Raw genomic sequence first — 16,402 nt, forward strand, 5'->3', positions numbered from 1 at the left:
ATCTGCTCGGGGCAAGCCTATGATCGGTTCGTTGTTGTTTCTCCATCGAAGGGACGGTTGATCTCGCGCAAAGCGAAACCTGATCAATGGCGTAGAATGATTTCATTCAGGATGGAGCAGGCCAATGACGAAGGCTTTGGTGAAGTCCGTCGGGGTAGCGAACGCCGCTCTGGCCCTTATCCCCACTTTGGCGTGGGCGCAGGCGCCTTCCGACACTGGAAGATATGATTGGGAACCGCACATGATGTGGGGCGGAGGTTGGTACGCGATGATTTTCGGTCCGCTGTTCATGATCCTCTTCCTCGCGGTGCTGATGCTGGCCGCAGTCGCACTCGTCCGCTGGCTGGGCGGACCATGGTCGGGCCCAGTGTTGCCGCATCATTCAACCGCCAAACCCCTTGACATTCTCAGGGAGCGATTTGCGCGCGGCGAGATCGATAAGGAAGAATTCGAGGAAAGGCGCCGTGTGCTCGGCGAATAGGAGTATTGGCGCCCTGTAGGACGCCGGCCACCTCTTGAAGGAGCGCGCCCATGGCTGGCCTCCGAAATGTGACGAACCCCTGCCTGTACCTTTTCGCAAGGCCGAGGTCCGAAACGAGGCTATGCTTCGAACCAGGTGCCCTGCCGGCCTTTGACGATCTCCACTGCGTCTTCGAGCCGCCCGATCGCCGACGGGTTGCCCGTGGCTTCGACAAATTCGATCGCGGCGCTTACCTTGGGGCCCATTGAGCCGGCCGGGAAATCGCGCCCGGACAATTCTGTTGCCCCGACTTTGCCAAGCGCGCGAGCGTCCGGCGTGCCGTAGCCGACATAGACAGCATCGACATCGGTCAGCATAAGCAGCATGTCGGCCTTCAACTGACGCGCCAGAAGCGAGCTCGCCAGGTCCTTGTCAACGACGGCCTCAACTCCGATCATGCTGCCGTCCTTGCGAGCGATCACGGGGACACCGCCGCCGCCCGTGCAGATCACGACGACGTCGTGCTCGACCAGATAGGAGATCACGGACACTTCCAGTATCTCGAGAGGCCGCGGCGAAGGCACGACGCGACGCCATTTGTCGCCATCGGGCGCAACTGCCCAGCCGCGCTCGCCTGCAAGCTGTCGTGCGGTCGCCTCGTCATAGACAGGGCCGATCGGTTTCGTCGGATGCGCAAAGGCCGGATCGCGAGGGTTTACCTTCACCTGCGTCAGCAACGTCGCAAAAAGCTTGTGGCTCGCAAGGCTGGCAAGCTCCTGCTCGATCATGTAGCCGATCATGCCGGCGCTCTCGGCGCCGAGAACGTCCAGTGGGAAGGCACCGTCTTTCGACGAGGCCGACTGGAGCGCAAGCAGCCCAACCTGCGGGCCGTTGCCATGCGTGATGACGAGTGAGTGGCCTTCCGCGATGAGCGCTGCCAGAATGATCGCGGCGCGCTTGACGTTCGCGCGCTGATTTTCAGCCGTCATCGGCTCACCGCGCCGCAACAGCGCATTCCCGCCCAAAGCTGCGACGATCAGCATCTCAGTTGCCGATCGTGGCGACGAGCAGCGCCTTGATCGTATGCATGCGGTTCTCCGCCTGGTCGAACACGATCGACGCGCCCGACTCGAACACCTGATCCGTAACCTCCATGCAGTCGATCCCGAATTCGCGCGCGACATAGGCGCCGACCTCGGTCTCGGTGTCGTGGAATGCCGGCAGGCAATGCATGAATTTCACATGCGGATTGCCGCTGGCCGACATCACCTCGCTCGTCACCCGATAGGGCGTCAGCTGACGAATGCGCTCCGGCCAGCCGGACTTGTCCTCGCCCATGGAGAGCCAGACATCCGTGTAGATGAAATCAGCGCCTTCGACGCAGCTCTTCACGTCCTCGTCCAATCTGAAGCGGCTGCCGCTGCGCTCCGCCAGGGTTCTCACATGGGCGCAGAATTCGTCGTCCGGCCAAAGCTCCTTGGGTGAAGCTATACGTATGTCGATGCCGACCTTGGCGGCGCCCACGGCCAGGGATTGCGCGACATTGTCCCGACCCTCGCCGACGAATGTGACGGTCACGTCGGACAAATGCTTGTGCGTGAATTCACGCATGGTCATGAAATCGGCGAGGATCTGCGTCGGATGCGCCTCGTCGGTCAGGCCGTTGTAGATGGGCACGCCGGCATGCGCGGCAAGCAGCTCGGCCTGATGCTGCGCAAAGCCGCGATATTCGATCGCATCGTACATGCGGCCAAGCACGCGTGCGGTGTCCTTCATGGACTCCTTGTGTCCGATGTGGCTGCCGGAGGGTCCGAAATAGGTCACGTGCGCACCCTGATCATAGGCAGCCACTTCGAACCCGGTCCGTGTGCGCGTAGAGTCCTTTTCGAAGATGAGGGCGATGTTCTTGCGTACCAGGCGCGGTATCTCGTGCCCGGCCTGCTTGGCGGCCTTGAGATCGGCCGCCAGCTTCAGGAGGAACCGGATCTCCTCGGCCGAAAGGTCGTCCAGCGAAAGCACCGAGCGGCCATGCAGGTTGATCGACATTGGTCTTCCTTTCAGAGGGGATCGCGAGCGATAGGGCAGGTCATGCAGTGGCCGCCGCCGCGGCCGCGGCTGAGCTCGGCGCCCTCGACGGTGATCACCTCGATCCCCGCGCGGCGCAGAAGCGTGTTGGTGTAGACGTTGCGGTCGTAGCCGATGACAACACCCGGCTCGACTGCGACGACGTTGTTGCCGTCGTCCCATTGCTCGCGTTCGGCCTCGTAGCGGTCGCCGCCGGTGGCGATGATCCGGAGCGATTTCAGCCCAAGCGCCTCTGCGACGACCGTGGTGAAGGGGGCATTTTCTTCCCTGACCTCGACCGCTGCATCGCCGTCTCCGGGACGGATTGAGAAGGTGCGCAGCCGCTCGACCACGGGCGGATACATGGTGGCAAGGTCCCGGTCGCAGAAGGTGAAAACGGTGTCGAGATGCATGAAGCTGCGATCTTGTGGCATCAGCGCAGCGATCACGTGCGTTGCTTCGCCGGCGGCGAACAGGCTGCGGGCGAGGTCGCCAACCGCCTGCGGCGTGGTGCGCTCTCCCATCCCGACGAGAACGACGCCTCCGCCGACGGGCATGACGTCGCCTCCTTCCAGGCTGATACCTGTTCCGGCTTGGGGCGATACGAACGGAATGCCACAGTCACGGAAATGCGGGTGGAAGCGGTAGACTGCCTCGACGTTAGCCGCTTCGGGTCGCCTGGCGGGCCAATACATGGCGTTGACGGAAACCGCGCGATAAATCCAGCAGGAACTGTCGCGGGTGAAGAGCTGGTTCGGCAACGGCGGCAGCACGAAGTCTTGAGGCGCCAGCGTCCTTCCGGTCAGGCCCTTGGGCTCAAACGGAAGCTCGGCCCGAGCGATACCGCCGACGAGATAGTTCGTCAGCAGGTCCGCCGGCATTTCGTTCAGCCATCCTCGCATCTCGTCGACCATGTCCAGCCCGACCACGCCAGCATGCACGCGGCGATCGAGAAGCCAGTCGCGTGCCTCGCTGAGGCCCATGGTCTCTGCGAGAAGTTCGCTGAACGGATGAACCGTCACGCCGCGTTCCTGCAAGGCGTCGACGAAAATGTCATGCTCCTGGCGCGCCCGTTTCACCCACAGCACGTCGTCGAACAGTAGCGACTTGCAGTTCTCCGGCGTCAGCCTGCGCAGGCTGAGATCCGGCCTGTGGACCATCACCTCGCGGAGGCGGCCGACTTCCGAGTGGACCCCGAGATTCGCCATGAGAGGTCCCCTCAAAGCGCGCTGACGGCGCCGGTCCACATCTCGTAGACGGCGAGGAGAGCTACAGCGACGAGCGCGACTGCAATGACGGCTTCCACCGGGTGGAAGATGCGCTGATTACCCTCGCGGCGGGCCCAGACGTAGAAGATGATGCCCGGCGCGTAGAGGATCGCACACATGAACAGATACGCAGGTCCGGCCGCGTAAATCAGCCACAGCCCGTAGATCGTCGCCAGCACACCGGCAAAGAGAGGTCCGGCGCGCCGCTCGCCGCTCTCGTAGCTTTCCCCTGTCCAAGCCAGCTTGGCGGCGAAAGCTCCGGAGAAGATGTAAGGTACGAGGATGGCAGCCGAGGCGATGTAGAAGAGAGCCTGGTAGGTGCTCTGCGCAAAGAGCGTGATTACCAGGAAGGCCTGGACGAGCAGATTGGTGATCAGCAGCGATGTCGAGGGAACACCGCGCTCGCTTTCTCGACCGAAGAATTTCGGCATCGTTCCGTCCTTGCCGGCGACATGCGGTATCTCGGCGGCGAGCAAGGTCCAGCTCAAGAAGGCGCCGACGACCGAGACCACGAGCGCGAGATTAATGAGCACTGCGCCCCAGGGCCCGACAACCGCCTCCAGCACGCCCGCCATCGACGGGTTCTTTAGGGCTGCAAGCTCGGGTTGGCTCAGGATGCCAAGCGAAAGCAGCGAGACCAAAGCGTAAAGCGCGAGGCAGGTAAAGAAGCCGAGCACGGTTGCGGTGGCGATGTCCTTTCGGCGCTCTGCCCGGGCAGAAAACACGCTTGCACCCTCGATGCCGATGAAGACCCATAGCGTCACCAGCATCGTGCTCTTCACTTGCGCGGCGATGGAGCCGAGAGAGGCGTTGCCGAGCCCGGTGAAGTCGAGCGACCAGACATTAAGCTTGAAAGCGACGGCGACGACGCCAACGAAGAGGACCACAGGCGCAATTTTGGCCACTGTCACGATGGTGTTGACGACCGCGGCCTGACGAATGCCTGCAAGAATGAGGGAGTGAATCAGCCACAACAGGATCGACGCGCCGAGTACCGCCTGCCACGTGTTCCCGTCACCGAAGGCTGGGAAAAAATAGGACAGCGCGCTGAATACAATCACGGCGTAGGACACGTTGCCGACCCATGCGCTGATCCAATAGCCCCAGGCGCTGTTGAACCCCATGAAGGGTCCAAACCCTGCCTTGGCATAGGCATAGGGACCCGCATCGAGTTCGGGTCGGCGAACTGCCAGCGACCGGTACACGAACACCAGCGCGAGCATTCCGACGGCGGTGATCGCCCAGCCGATCAGGATGGCCAGAGGGCCGGCGCCGGCTGCCATGTTCTGCGGCAGGCTGAACACGCCGGAACCGACCATCGAGCCGATGACGAGCGCTGTCAGGGACCCCAGTCGCAGCTTCGTCGATGCCGTCGCCCTGGCTTCCCGGATTGGGATATTGATTTCTGTCGTGGACATGATGCCCTCCCGAATTGCGGACAGTGGGAGGATTCAACAGGACAGAGAGGTCAGCGCCTTGACGCTGGTCAAATCCAGTTCCTTGCGGCGACCGCCGAGCGCAGACAAAGTTCGTACGGACCTACAGGAGTTGCATGGCGCAGTAACCCGCAGCGGCGGCAATCAAAGTCATGCCGGCCAGCGGCAGCCAGAATCTCACCGGACCTGCGAATGCCGCAAGAGACAGGCGCCCGATCGCGTTCGCCATCAGCGCCGTCAGCACCGCACGTCCTACCGTTTCGATCGAGATTGAATGCTGGACCAGGCGCAGAGCGCTGAGCACTGAGGCGTCGACGTCAAACGCGCCCGCAATAGCGGAACTCGCCAGCAGGCCCTGTTCCTGAAATTGCGAGGCCAGCGCGGCGCTGGCTGTTGATGCGAATGCGAACAGCAGCGCAAAGATCAGCAATGGCACCAATTCGAATGGATTGCGCGCCACGCCAGGACTCTCCGGTTTGTGGCCGTGAATTGCCAATGCGATTGCTCCGCAGGCGGCGAATGCCAGCGCAGCAACGAGCGCGGGCGTGGCGATGAACGCGGCCACGCCCGGCGCCAATGCCAGAACGATGAGGCAGACTCGCAAGATCGAAACCATTGCCGCCAGCGAAGCCGCCCCCACAAAAGATAAGGGATTGTTTGCTGTGTTGGCGGCGCGAGCCAGCGACAGGGTGACAGCGGTGGACGAGACAATCGCGCCGGCAAGGGCGCTGACAATCAAGCCGCGAGCGTTTCCGAGAACGCGCACTGCGACGTAACCAGCGAACGAAATTGAGGCCATCAGCACCGTCAGGAGCCAAATCTCGCGCGGGTTGAAGCCGCCCCAGGGGTCCAAGGTGCGGTCAGGCAGCAGGGGCAGCACGATCGCGGTCATTGCTGCGAGTATCAATGCCGAGCGAAGCTCTATCCAGGTCAGGCGCTGCAGGAGTCCATGCAAGATCTCGCGGCTTGCAAGAAGTGCCGCGAGGGCCGCGCCGCCCGCGGCTGCAACCCGGAAATCGCCGGCCACACAGAGGGCTCCAAGGGCGAAGACGGCAAGGCCCGCGATGACGGAAGTGACGCTGAAATCCTCATCATGCGCGGCTTCGCGTGCCTTGTACCATGCAAAGATGCCGGCGAAGGCGAGGAAGCCGGCGACCAATACGGAATTCGCGCCGAGCGCCTGGGCCAAAGCCGCGACGATACCGCCGAGCAATCCCGAAATGCCGAATGTCCGAATGCCGGCTGTGCGGCTGCGATCGGGCGCGTCGCGCTCACGCCACCCACGCTCCAAGCCGACGAGTAGTCCTATAGCCAGGGCGACGCCGAGCCGGGCTATGAGCGAGTCCACGGCAGTTTGTCCTAAATTGACGGAGAAACCAGCCACTTGGGCCAGCGGCAACGTATGGCATTGCTTCGGCTCGGCCTCACCATTGTACGATCAACTCTCCAGCGCCTCTCGACCCGAAACCTCCGTGATAAATATCCGGAAGAAGACGTGCGGAAGATCATCCTCGACCGGGGGCGTGCCCGGTTTCAGCGCGCCGGGTTCCCACCAGTCGGCATGCTTGCTGAGTAAAGCCCAGGCATGATCGCGCTGTGCCTTGTGTCCTATCCGGTCAGGAAGTTCTTCATAGCGGCCGTTGACAACCACGCTCTTCCATCTTCGTCCCGTAACAATTTCGTCGACTTGAACTGACACGAGAGGATTGGAGCGCATCCAATTGACCTTCTTGCCCAACATGGAAAAGGCATAAAGGTGATTGTCCGCATGGGCGTAGTAGAACGGTACGATATAGGGTTGTCCATCCTTGGCACAGGCAAGGCGGGCAAACCGATTGGCTGCCAATAGCTTCGTGCATTCCAGAGTGGAAAGAGTGCGGATGATCATCGGTCCGTCCTCCTAGTTCTTTGCAGCTGATCCGCTCCGTTTCCTAGCCGTGCCGTAGGCGGCGACTGTCGGGTCGCGATGTCGGCCAGCGTCCAGCGTACGGCCGTCTCCTCAAGGATAGAGGTGACGTCGTCATCGGAGAGCTGCGGGAAATTGAGGTAGTGTAGGCTAAGCGCTCCGAAACGCCCCGGTTGGCTAAGACAGACGGTCCAGTCCGCCTCCGACGCAAGCTGGGTCAAAGTCTCGGTCGGCGCCACGGGAAGGGCGACCACGATTTCGCGAGGTGAACGCCGCTTAAGCGCGCGGATCGCGACCTTCATCGTCGTTCCGGTAGCGGCTCCGTCGTCGACAACAATCGCTGTTTTGCCGGCGACCGACAGGGGCGGACGCTTGCCGCGATATGCCGTGCGGCGTCGCTCGAGCTCGGGACGTTCCGCTGCAATCAGAACGCGAAGCTGATCGTCGTCAAGCGAGTAGGCTTCGACGATTTCCCGATTGAGCACGACGTCCGGGGGATCTCCGTCCACGATTGCGGCCACAGCAAGTTCCGGATTGCCCGGTGCCCCAACTTTACGCACGATGGCCAGATCAAGTGGCGCCTTGAGGGCCTTGGCTACTTCAGCGGCTACGGGAACGCCACCTCGAGGCAAGGCCAGGACAACCGGATCCTGCAGCCGGAGCTTGGCGAGCTCTATTGCAAGTTTCTGGCCAGCCTCCTGCCGATCGCGAAACATCGGTCATCCCTCCGGCCACAACTCGCGGAGCGATTTCTTCATCGAATTCCGGACCTGGACGATCTCGCCATGGGAGATGTGACGGTCGAGAAGTCGGAATACTGCTCCGATTGCCTTGTCGATGTCCACCTCTGGCTCATAGCCGAAGCTTTTTCTGACGCAAATGACGAAGTCGCGCTTCTTGCGCTCGTATGCCAGTTCGGTTGGTTTCCAGCCTTCGAAATAGGTTCCTCTGATCAATGTTGGCAGTTGGGCCGACAGATCAGCCACTTCCTCCGGCGAGAGCCAGTCGCGCAAAGTGTGCAGGACCGATTTCAGCAGGCGGAACGCGCTCTGCTCGTTCCAATCCAAGTCCTTGGCGAGTTCGTTCACCCATTGCTGTGCCTGTTCGGCAGCATGTATGATGGACGTGTGTGAAACGGAGTGTGTCATCGTTGCGATCCTCCAATCTGTTCCTTTCTCCGCCATTCAGACCTGCGCGCATTGCGTTAGGTCAATTTGACGCCCGGTTCATGCTTGAACCGACTGGTGTCGCGAAGGAGATGCTTCGGGACCTGCCGGCACCCGAACTCAGTTTGGAACCGGCTGCCACAGATGTGAACAAGCATGGGTGGGCGACCGAAGCCACTGGGTATAGTCTCCAAACAATGCGTCTTGTCGACAATTGAGAAACTGTCGTGGACCGGTTCATTGCGCGAGCCAACATCGCCCATTTTGAAGAACTGCTCGCCGGGGAAACCGACCCGGGAAAGCGGTGGATGATTCAGGGTTTGCTTGCGCGTGAAAAGGAAAAGCTCGAGATCGCGGAACGCCAGGCGGAGACAGCCCTGAAGCCAGTTACTCCTTCCAAGGCAGACGATCCAGCGGTGTAAGCGAGCCAGGCCCGTCAGGCGGACGGTTTCTTCCTCAGCGCACCTCCCAGGCGCACTGAGGAAGTGATCATTCGAGCCGTTATGCGGCCTTGACGGTGATCTTCTTCTCGGCCTTCTGGGCTTCGGCCGTCTTGGGCAGCTTCACGGTAAGAATGCCCTTGTTGAAGCTGGCGTCGATCTTGTCGACGTCGACCCCCTCAGGCAACTGGAACGAGCGGTGGAAGGAGCCGTAGCGGCGTTCGGAGAGGTAGTAGTCCTTCTCCTTTTCCTCCTTTTCTTCCTTCTTCTCGCCCTTGATCGTCAGCGTGTGGTTGGCAAGCTTGATCTCGACATTCTTTTCGTCGATGCCCGGCAGTTCGGCCGTGATCTCATACTCGTTGGCCTTTTCCACCAGATCCATCGCCGGCGCCACCGGCCAGGCGACGCTACGCAGTGTAGGCAGTTCGCGGCCGAAGAGCGTACGGGTGGACGGCACGCGGAAATCAAACGGATGGAAGTCGTCGAAGAGCCGGTCGATTTCGCGACGCAGGCTCTCGAACGACCCCATCCAATTGTCAGTCCGGACGGAAGCAGGAGCGTTCTTGTCGGTTTTCACGGGCAGTTTCGTTGCGGCTTCAGCCATGGTTTCTCTCCATAAGATAGGTTAATCAGCAAGTACCGCTGCCTCCGCTCTTCCACCCGCAGGTTACCCAGCAGGCGCTAGAGCGAGAGGTCAGCGGACCCGCTCGACAGACATCCTCGCTGAACTGGTCCTTTTGCTTCGCGATTTCCGCGTTTGGCGCGGATCGTCGCGCCCGCTTCGCCAATTCATGCTCGAGCTATCGAGGTCGGCATCAAAGCACCGGTATCAGCAGCCATCGTTGATCCGCATCAAACAAGCCCGAAGAAGAGGCGATTTCGGATCATTGAGCCAAAATCATGCGCGTTCAGCGGACCGCGGATTCGCCGCGAAAGGCCCTCAGGCCAAAAAGTGATTCAAATCAAAGCGCCAGACGGATCTTCCGTCACACTGATCGAATGTGGAATCCCATCGAAAGCGCACCATCCGGTTGCTATCTCGAACTGGCCGTCATCGACAACGATGGTGTGCACGCGCTTGTGTTCCCTTGTGAGAAGGCGTCGGCAGGTTGGACGAACGTGGTAACCGGGGCGCGCCTCGACATACATCCGACCCACTGGCGCGCCTGGAAGCCACAGGTATATCGGCAGGACTCTTTGCAGAATCCGAACTAGCTCTTCGGGTCGGCAATCAAGGCCATGCGTACCAGATGCGAGAGGCTGCCGGCCCCCATCTTACTCATGACATTGGCACGATGGATTTCAACAGTTCGCGGGCTGATCCCAAGATCGTAGGCAATCGTCTTGTTCGGCAGCCCGGAAACAAGGCCGTCGAGCACCTGGCGCTCTCGCTCCGAGAGCATGGCCAGATTCTTCCGAATGTCGGCGGTTTGCGGGTGCGCCGCACGGGCATGGTTGCGGGTGTCCAGAGCCGAGCGAATTGCGTCGATCAGCACTTGGTCATCGAATGGCTTCTCGATGAAATCGGCGGCTCCCTCTTTCATCGCCTGGACCGCCAGGGCGACGTCGGCGTGCCCTGTCATCACAATCACTGGCGCGCTTAGGCCGCGTGCTTTCAGCTGCCGCAGGAACTCGATGCCGTCAATGCCGGGCATGCGCACATCGGTGACGATGCAGCCGTCGATCTCCTTCGGTTCCGTTGCCAGAAATGCGGTGGCCGATTCATGCAGGCGCACGGCGAAGTCGGCCGTCGCAAGAAGGAAACCCAGCGACTTGCGGACGTCGACGTCATCATCGACGACATGAACGACATCACTGACCACCGGCGACCTCTTCCTTCTCTACGGCACGCAAGGTAAACCGAAATGCAGTTCCCCCGCCAGGCATCGACTCGGCCCAAATATGACCGCCATGCGACTCGACGATAGTCCGACAAATAGATAGGCCGACGCCCATTCCATGCTTCTTGGTGGTGACGAAAGGCTGGAAGAGCTGAGCTGAGACCTCAGACGCCAGTCCCGGGCCCGTGTCAATTACGCCAACTTCCGCCATGCCGTCTTGTCTTGCCACGGTAACGACGTGCAATTCCCGGCGAGGCGCGTCCTGCATGGCCTCAACGGCGTTTCTCATCAGGTTGAGCAACACCTGCTCGATCTGGATTCGGTCGGTCAAAACAAGTTCGGCCGCCGGATCGAGATCGTAACTGACACGCACGTCCGCCTCCCTGGCCCCAACCAAAGCCAGCGATGAGGCGTCCTCGATGAGCGCCGGCAGAAATTCGACCTGACGCTCGCTTTCGCCCCTGGCGACAAAGTCCCTGAGGCGACGGATGACGTCGCCGGCGCGCAGGGCCTGCTCGGCAGCCTTCTCGACAGCCTCCTGCAACATGGCGGCATTCTCGTCCTTGCTCTTCTCAAGGAGACGGCGGCTGCCCTTGAGGTAGTTCGTGATGGCTGTCAGCGGCTGGTTTATCTCATGCGCCAATGTCGAGGCCATTTCGCCGAGCGCGGTGAATCTTGCCATGTGAAGCAGCTCCTGCTGCTGCTCCTGCATCCTGGCTTCCGTTCTGTGGCGTTCCGTCAGGTCGCGGCAGAAGCCGGTGAAGAAGCGGCCGGTTCCCGGATGCATTTCGCCGACGGCGAGTTCCATCGGGAAGGTCGATCCATCCTTGCGCATCCCGGTTACCGTGCGCCCAAGCCCGATGATGCGGCGCTCTCCTGTCGTCAGATAACGCTGCATGTATGTGTCGTGCTCTTCCCTATAAGGCGAGGGCATCAGCAATTTGACGTTTTGACCGATGACTTCGCTGGCTTTGTAGCCAAACAATGTCTCTGCTGCCGTGCTGAAGGATTGGATAAGAGCGCTTTCATCGATGACGATCATCGCATCGGGCACCGTCGCCAGGATCGAACGCAGGTGATCCTCACGCAACTGCAGCGCAGCGTTGGCGAACGACAGATCGCTGACGTCGGTGCCTTGAACAAAGATAGCAGTGATCTGCCCGTCGGCTGCTCTCACGGGCTGGTAGACGAAGTCGAGGATCCGTTCCTCTGTGGCGCCTGTTTGGAGGTTGCGATAGACGACCTTCACACTTCGGCCCACATAGGGCTCGCCGGTTTCGTAGACGCGATCCAGCAGTTCGAAAAAGCCTTGACCTTCAAGGTCGGGAAACGCTTCGCGCATAGATTTGCCGATAACGTTCCGCTCGCCGACCATTCGCTTGTAAGCGGCATTTGCAAATTCGAATACATGGCCAGGCTCTTTCAGCAAGGTCATGAAGCCGGGAGCCCGATCGAACATCCGTGCGAGAAGCTGATGTTCGGGCACATTGTGATGCTGTGCTGGATGAATTGACGAAGCAGGCGTCTTGGCGACGGCGTCCGCAAACGAAGCTGGCCCCTTCTTTGTCACATCTTGCCCTGCATTGAGAGAACACTGCCGACCGCTGGTTTAGCACCCACGCATCCATTCGCAAACAACTCGCTCCACCCATTTTGACCCATGTCAAAGTGCTTCCCCCCGCGAGAGAGCATTAGGGATCAACCCATTTCCCGTGAGGTGCCCGCATGTCCTACAAAACGATAATCGTTAACCTCGCCGTAGACGCAAATCCCACGCCGATCGTCAAGCTTGCTGCGGAGCTGGCTCGGCGCTTTGAAGCACACCTCATCGGCCTGGCGGCGGCAGACGTGCCGCCCTTGGTAGCGACCGACAACGGGCTCGTCTACGAAGGCGAGGTCATGCAGATCCAGCGGACGGAAATCGAGAAGCGCCTCGCCGAACTGCGAGAAGATTTCGAGCGGCTTGTTCCAGCCTCGATCAGCAGTGAATGGGTGCAGTACATTTGCGGCCCGACCCGAGCTCTGGGGCTGGTAGCGCGTTCTGCCGACCTTATCGTAACGGGTGAGGGAGGAGAGAATGTCTTTCGCGCTCTCGATATCGCTAGTCTTGTGCTCGGCGCAGGCCGACCGGTGCTGGTCGCCGCGAGCAACGCCGAACATGTCCTCGGAAAGACCGTCCTGGTCGCCTGGAAGGACAGCAAGGAAGCACGAAGGGCTTTATCCGATTCCTTGCCCTTCCTTGCCAAGGCCAACGAGGTTGTCGTTGCCACCATTCAGGCCGACTCTGGACAAGATGTCCGGAACGAGCTCGCGGATGTCGCGGTGTTTCTGGAACAGCATGGTATTGCGGCCCGCACCGAAGTGATCATTGGCGACGCGGATGGTGATAGACTAGTGGCGTTTGCGCGCTCAATCCACGCGGATCTTATCGTCTCCGGTGCCTACGGTCATAGCAGGCTGCGGGAATGGGCTTTCGGTGGGGTCACACGCACGCTCATCGGCGAGAGCGGTATCAATCGCCTCTTGTCGAACTGATTGGCCGGCCATGGTGACCGGTAGAGCCGATGCGACGGAAGGGGCGGCGATCCGGCCCGGCGAGCCGCAGTCGATCGGCCGTGCGCCCGATATCGCCAAGCGAGCCTACTGGTCGCTTGAAACAGACCAGCTAGTCGAACAACTGGAGACCTCTACCTCCGGACTCCTGAGCGTGGATTCAGCGATCCGGCTTGCCAAATTTGGACGAAACGCACTGGCGCCTCGGTCGAACGGATCGGCATTGGCGGTATTCGCGCGCCAGTTTCGCAGCCCACTGGTCCTGATCCTGGTCTTTGCCGCCGTCGTTTCGGTGTTCGTCGGCGAGGGTCATGAAGCAGCAATAATCGGCGCGATTGTGCTTGCCAGCTGTATCCTCAGCTTCACTCAGGAATATGGGGCCTCTCGTGCTATGGAGGCGCTGCAGCGGCGCATCTCCCGCAAGGCCACCGTGCTTCGGGACAGCTTCGAACGGATTGTCGACGTCGAGAACATCGTTCCTGGCGACGTTGTCTGCTTGTCAGCAGGAAATCTCATCCCCGTCGATGGTGTCGTCCTGGAGTCGCGGGATTTCAACGTCAGCGAATCCGTTCTCACTGGCGAAACCTTTCCCGTTGTGAAGTCCGCTGGCCGCTCGGCGGCGGAAGCTGGTATCGCGCAGCGGACCAATGCCGTCTTCACCGGCACCTCAGTCCGCAGCGGAACGGCGAAAGTGCTTGCCGTCGCCACGGGAGCGCAGACCGAGTTCGCGTCGATCGCCGAAGCCTTGGAGCGACGGATGCCGGAAACCGAGTTCGCCCGAGGCATCAGAATGTTCGGATATCTGATGACCGAGATCATGCTTGCGATCGTCATCATGGTGTTCTTCGCCAATGTGATGCTCGACAGGCCGCTGATTGAATCCCTTCTGTTTTCGCTTGCCCTCGCTGTCGGCCTGACGCCCGAACTGCTTCCCGCAATCATCAGTGTCACCCTGGCCAGAGGCGCGCGGACAATGGCCGCCAGCGGGGTCATCGTGCGTCGCCTCGACGCGATCGAGAACCTCGGCAGCATGGACCTGCTCTGCACCGACAAGACAGGAACACTGACGCAGGGCGTCATTCACCTCGATGGATCGTTTGATGTCGAGGGCATCGCTTCGAAGGACGTTCTGCTTTGGGCACGGCTGAACGCGACGTTGCAAACGGGCCTGAAGAATCCTCTGGATGAAGCAATTGCAAATGCTCCGCATGGCCAAGAGGATTTGTCAGGTTTCACCAAGATCGACGAGATCCCCTACGATTTTATTCGCAAACGGTTGTCGGTCGCCGTGCAGGACAGCGCGCGCGAACAGATCCTCATCACCAAGGGAGCCGTCCAGAACGTCATCGAGGTTTGTGGCTTCGTGCAAGGCCCGCACGGCTTGGCGCCCCTTGGCATGGCTGACCGGCACGCGATCGACGAGAAATTCAGACGCTGGAGCGCGCAAGGGTATCGCGTTCTCGGGCTGGCGATCCGGCGATTTCAGAATAACACGGCTTTCAGCCGCGACAATGAAGCCGCAATGGCATTCGTGGGGTTCCTGCTATTTCTCGATCCACCGAAGGAGGGGATGCGGGAAACACTGTCAGCACTTGCCGATCGCGGCGTTGGTGTAAAGGTCATTTCTGGTGACAACCGTTATGTCGCCGCGCATTTGGCTGAGGCTGTGGGCCTCCGGTCCGACAGGATCATGACCGGCGAGGATCTGTCGAAGCTGACGAAGAACGGGCTTCTGGCCGGCGTCCGCAATACCGATCTCTTCGTCGAGATCGACCCAAACCAGAAAGAGCGCATTGTCGAGGCACTGCGCCGGAGCGGCCACGTGGTCGGCTATCTAGGCGATGGCATCAACGACGCGCCAGCGCTTCATGAAGCCGACATCGGCATTTCGGTCGATACCGCCGTCGATGTCGCCCGCGAGGCCGCGGACATCATCTTGCTGAAGCGCGATCTGGGCGTGCTTGTGCAGGGTGTCGACGATGGCCGGAAGACGTTCGCCAACACAATGAAATACATCTCCATCACGACCAGCGCCAATTTCGGCAACATGATCAGCATGGCCGCCGCCTCGCTCTACCTGCCGTTCCTGCCGCTGCTGGCAAAGCAGATCCTGCTGAACAACTTCCTCTCCGACATCCCAGCTCTTGCGATCGCGGGGGACAATGTCGATGCCGATCAGGTGCTGAGGCCGCGTCACTGGGACATCCACTTCGTGAGGCGTTTCATGGTGAGCTTCGGACTGGTGAGCTCCCTGTTCGACCTTGCAACCTTCGCGTTCCTTCTTCTGGCCGTTCACGCCACGGCAGCTACGTTTCAGACCGCGTGGTTCGTGGAATCCGTGCTTACCGAACTTGCCATCGTGCTAGTCGTGCGGACCCACAAGAGGCTGTGGCGGAGCCATCCTAGCCATTTGCTTGCGGGCCTCACCCTCGGCGTCGCCGTTATCGCCATCGCTATCCCGTTCGCTCCGTTCGCCAGCTGGTTCGGATTTGTGCCTCTGGCAGGACCGGTACTGGCCGGACTGCTCGCGATCACCGTGCTGTACGTAATTGTGTCGGAGGTTACCAAGAGCCGGCTTTTCGATCATGGCAGTCGAGACAGGCACAGACGAAAAGCAAGCCCACATCTGGATCGAGCCACAGCCAGACCGGCCCGCATTGCAGGCTGAGCCAAGGATGTGGCTCGATGACTACCGCTGAGCACGACTACTCGCACCGGTCTCCAAGCGGAGGCATGCCATTTTCGCATAGCGATGGATCGAGGTCGAACATTGAAAAGTCACCCTCCAACCGCAGCCTTGGTGACGTTCACGCCAAGGTCGTAAACCAGCTGCCCACCGTAATAGCCTGTTGCGGTGACCAGCGCCGCGCCGGCTATTTCAATCGCGGGAATGGCAAGGGCCAGCGTACCCAGCTCTCGATTTCGCACCCACAGCACGAGCCGGAGCAGGCCCCAACCCAGAAAGGCCAAGGCACTGATCTCGCCCAAGCCCTCATGGATTTCTGCTATCTCGCTGCTGAAGCCGGCGGCTTCCGCGTGGTCAAGGGCCATGCCGCCGAAGAACCAGGTGCCGACGGCAAACAGCCCTGCGGCGACGGCGGCAAAGCTGGAAATCGTCCCCACGCCCGAGCGCGTCGTTACGGCGTTGCGATTGGCGAGCGCGGCAAGGTCGATGACTACAAGCGCGTACATGAGCACGATGGGGAAATGCACAAGAATGGGATGGATATGCTGAATTTCAGGCATCGCAAATATTCTCCAGGAAGGT

Annotated in this window: 16 protein-coding genes; 4 read left to right on the plus strand and 12 right to left on the minus strand. The window is 60.6% G+C overall.

Annotation, left to right across the window (positions count from 1 at the left end; genetic code table 11):
- Positions 1-124: 124 nt before the first annotated feature.
- A complete protein-coding gene (locus AU465_RS14590; protein ID WP_192248530.1) occupies positions 125-481 on the plus strand; it encodes an SHOCT domain-containing protein in 357 nt (118 codons plus the stop codon).
- Positions 482-600: 119 nt separating this feature from the next.
- On the opposite strand, the gene arcC is transcribed toward AU465_RS14590, so the two are convergent.
- From arcC to AU465_RS14630, 8 genes are all read right to left on the minus strand, one after another.
- Positions 601-1,503: a carbamate kinase gene (arcC, locus tag AU465_RS14595; protein WP_192248533.1), complete on the minus strand. Its 903-nt coding sequence runs from the start codon at positions 1,501-1,503 to the stop codon at positions 601-603.
- Between the two features lies 1 nt (position 1,504).
- Positions 1,505-2,506: an ornithine carbamoyltransferase gene (gene argF / locus AU465_RS14600; protein WP_192248536.1), complete on the minus strand. Its 1,002-nt coding sequence runs from the start codon at positions 2,504-2,506 to the stop codon at positions 1,505-1,507.
- 11 nt (positions 2,507-2,517) lie between these two features.
- Positions 2,518-3,732 carry an arginine deiminase gene (locus AU465_RS14605; protein WP_192248539.1) on the minus strand — a complete coding sequence of 405 codons (1,215 nt, stop codon included), beginning with the start codon at positions 3,730-3,732 and terminating at the stop codon, positions 2,518-2,520.
- 11 nt (positions 3,733-3,743) lie between these two features.
- The gene (gene arcD, locus AU465_RS14610) at positions 3,744-5,210 is read right to left on the minus strand and encodes an arginine-ornithine antiporter (RefSeq protein ID WP_192248543.1); all 1,467 of its coding nucleotides are present in this window, start codon (positions 5,208-5,210) and stop codon (positions 3,744-3,746) included.
- A 121-nt stretch (positions 5,211-5,331) separates the two neighbouring features.
- On the minus strand, positions 5,332-6,576 hold the full coding sequence (locus AU465_RS14615) for an MgtC/SapB family protein (protein ID WP_192249177.1): 1,245 nt from the start codon (positions 6,574-6,576) through the stop codon (positions 5,332-5,334).
- A gap of 90 nt (positions 6,577-6,666) precedes the next feature.
- On the minus strand, positions 6,667-7,116 hold the full coding sequence (locus AU465_RS14620; RefSeq protein WP_192248546.1) for a pyridoxamine 5'-phosphate oxidase family protein: 450 nt from the start codon (positions 7,114-7,116) through the stop codon (positions 6,667-6,669).
- The gene (locus AU465_RS14625; protein ID WP_192248549.1) at positions 7,113-7,850 is read right to left on the minus strand and encodes a phosphoribosyltransferase; all 738 of its coding nucleotides are present in this window, start codon (positions 7,848-7,850) and stop codon (positions 7,113-7,115) included. Before AU465_RS14625 ends, AU465_RS14620 begins: the two co-directional genes overlap by 4 nt.
- A 3-nt stretch (positions 7,851-7,853) precedes the next feature.
- Complete coding sequence (locus AU465_RS14630) at positions 7,854-8,282, minus strand: DUF2267 domain-containing protein (protein WP_192248552.1); 429 nt, start codon at positions 8,280-8,282, stop codon at positions 7,854-7,856.
- A gap of 245 nt (positions 8,283-8,527) precedes the next feature.
- Between AU465_RS14630 and AU465_RS14635 the strand changes: the two genes are divergently transcribed.
- Positions 8,528-8,722 carry a hypothetical protein gene (locus AU465_RS14635; RefSeq protein WP_192248555.1) on the plus strand — a complete coding sequence of 65 codons (195 nt, stop codon included), beginning with the start codon at positions 8,528-8,530 and terminating at the stop codon, positions 8,720-8,722.
- A gap of 79 nt (positions 8,723-8,801) precedes the next feature.
- On the opposite strand, the gene AU465_RS14640 is transcribed toward AU465_RS14635, so the two are convergent.
- The 3 genes from AU465_RS14640 to AU465_RS14650 all read right to left on the minus strand — a co-directional run bounded on the left by AU465_RS14640 (position 8,802) and on the right by AU465_RS14650 (position 12,040).
- Positions 8,802-9,344: an Hsp20/alpha crystallin family protein gene (locus tag AU465_RS14640; protein WP_192248557.1), complete on the minus strand. Its 543-nt coding sequence runs from the start codon at positions 9,342-9,344 to the stop codon at positions 8,802-8,804.
- A gap of 607 nt (positions 9,345-9,951) precedes the next feature.
- On the minus strand, positions 9,952-10,563 hold the full coding sequence (fixJ, locus tag AU465_RS14645; RefSeq protein ID WP_192248560.1) for a response regulator FixJ: 612 nt from the start codon (positions 10,561-10,563) through the stop codon (positions 9,952-9,954).
- Positions 10,553-12,040 (minus strand): PAS domain-containing sensor histidine kinase, encoded by a 1,488-nt coding sequence (locus AU465_RS14650; RefSeq protein ID WP_192249180.1) that lies wholly within the window; start codon positions 12,038-12,040, stop codon positions 10,553-10,555. Before AU465_RS14650 ends, fixJ begins: the two co-directional genes overlap by 11 nt.
- 266 nt (positions 12,041-12,306) lie before the next feature.
- Between AU465_RS14650 and AU465_RS14655 the strand changes: the two genes are divergently transcribed.
- Positions 12,307-13,116, plus strand: a complete 810-nt coding sequence (locus AU465_RS14655) for a universal stress protein (RefSeq protein WP_192248563.1) — start codon at positions 12,307-12,309, stop codon at positions 13,114-13,116.
- A gap of 10 nt (positions 13,117-13,126) precedes the next feature.
- The gene (mgtA, locus tag AU465_RS14660; protein WP_192248566.1) at positions 13,127-15,802 is read left to right on the plus strand and encodes a magnesium-translocating P-type ATPase; all 2,676 of its coding nucleotides are present in this window, start codon (positions 13,127-13,129) and stop codon (positions 15,800-15,802) included.
- A gap of 110 nt (positions 15,803-15,912) precedes the next feature.
- Here the strand turns inward: mgtA and AU465_RS14665 are convergent, their stop codons facing one another.
- Positions 15,913-16,380, minus strand: coding sequence for a DUF2231 domain-containing protein (locus AU465_RS14665; RefSeq protein WP_192248569.1), 468 nt, complete (start codon positions 16,378-16,380; stop codon positions 15,913-15,915).
- Between the last annotated feature and the right edge of the window lie 22 nt (positions 16,381-16,402).

This window comes from Mesorhizobium silamurunense (assembly GCF_014843905.1).
GTDB classification, from domain to species: domain Bacteria; phylum Pseudomonadota; class Alphaproteobacteria; order Rhizobiales; family Rhizobiaceae; genus Mesorhizobium; species Mesorhizobium silamurunense.

What these genes read in the sequence shown, in the direction of transcription:
- AU465_RS14590 (WP_192248530.1), top strand. Translation starts at nt 125, where the DNA reads ATGACGAAGGCTTTGGTGAAGTCCGTCGGGGTAGCGAACGCCGCTCTG.
- arcC (WP_192248533.1), bottom strand. Translation starts at nt 1,503, where the DNA reads ATGCTGATCGTCGCAGCTTTGGGCGGGAATGCGCTGTTGCGGCGCGGT.
- argF (WP_192248536.1), bottom strand. Translation starts at nt 2,506, where the DNA reads ATGTCGATCAACCTGCATGGCCGCTCGGTGCTTTCGCTGGACGACCTT.
- AU465_RS14605 (WP_192248539.1), bottom strand. Translation starts at nt 3,732, where the DNA reads ATGGCGAATCTCGGGGTCCACTCGGAAGTCGGCCGCCTCCGCGAGGTG.
- arcD (WP_192248543.1), bottom strand. Translation starts at nt 5,210, where the DNA reads ATGTCCACGACAGAAATCAATATCCCAATCCGGGAAGCCAGGGCGACG.
- AU465_RS14620 (WP_192248546.1), bottom strand. Translation starts at nt 7,116, where the DNA reads ATGATCATCCGCACTCTTTCCACTCTGGAATGCACGAAGCTATTGGCA.
- AU465_RS14625 (WP_192248549.1), bottom strand. Translation starts at nt 7,850, where the DNA reads ATGTTTCGCGATCGGCAGGAGGCTGGCCAGAAACTTGCAATAGAGCTC.
- AU465_RS14630 (WP_192248552.1), bottom strand. Translation starts at nt 8,282, where the DNA reads ATGACACACTCCGTTTCACACACGTCCATCATACATGCTGCCGAACAG.
- AU465_RS14640 (WP_192248557.1), bottom strand. Translation starts at nt 9,344, where the DNA reads ATGGCTGAAGCCGCAACGAAACTGCCCGTGAAAACCGACAAGAACGCT.
- AU465_RS14650 (WP_192249180.1), bottom strand. Translation starts at nt 12,040, where the DNA reads ATGTTCGATCGGGCTCCCGGCTTCATGACCTTGCTGAAAGAGCCTGGC.
- AU465_RS14655 (WP_192248563.1), top strand. Translation starts at nt 12,307, where the DNA reads ATGTCCTACAAAACGATAATCGTTAACCTCGCCGTAGACGCAAATCCC.
- mgtA (WP_192248566.1), top strand. Translation starts at nt 13,127, where the DNA reads ATGGTGACCGGTAGAGCCGATGCGACGGAAGGGGCGGCGATCCGGCCC.
- AU465_RS14665 (WP_192248569.1), bottom strand. Translation starts at nt 16,380, where the DNA reads ATGCCTGAAATTCAGCATATCCATCCCATTCTTGTGCATTTCCCCATC.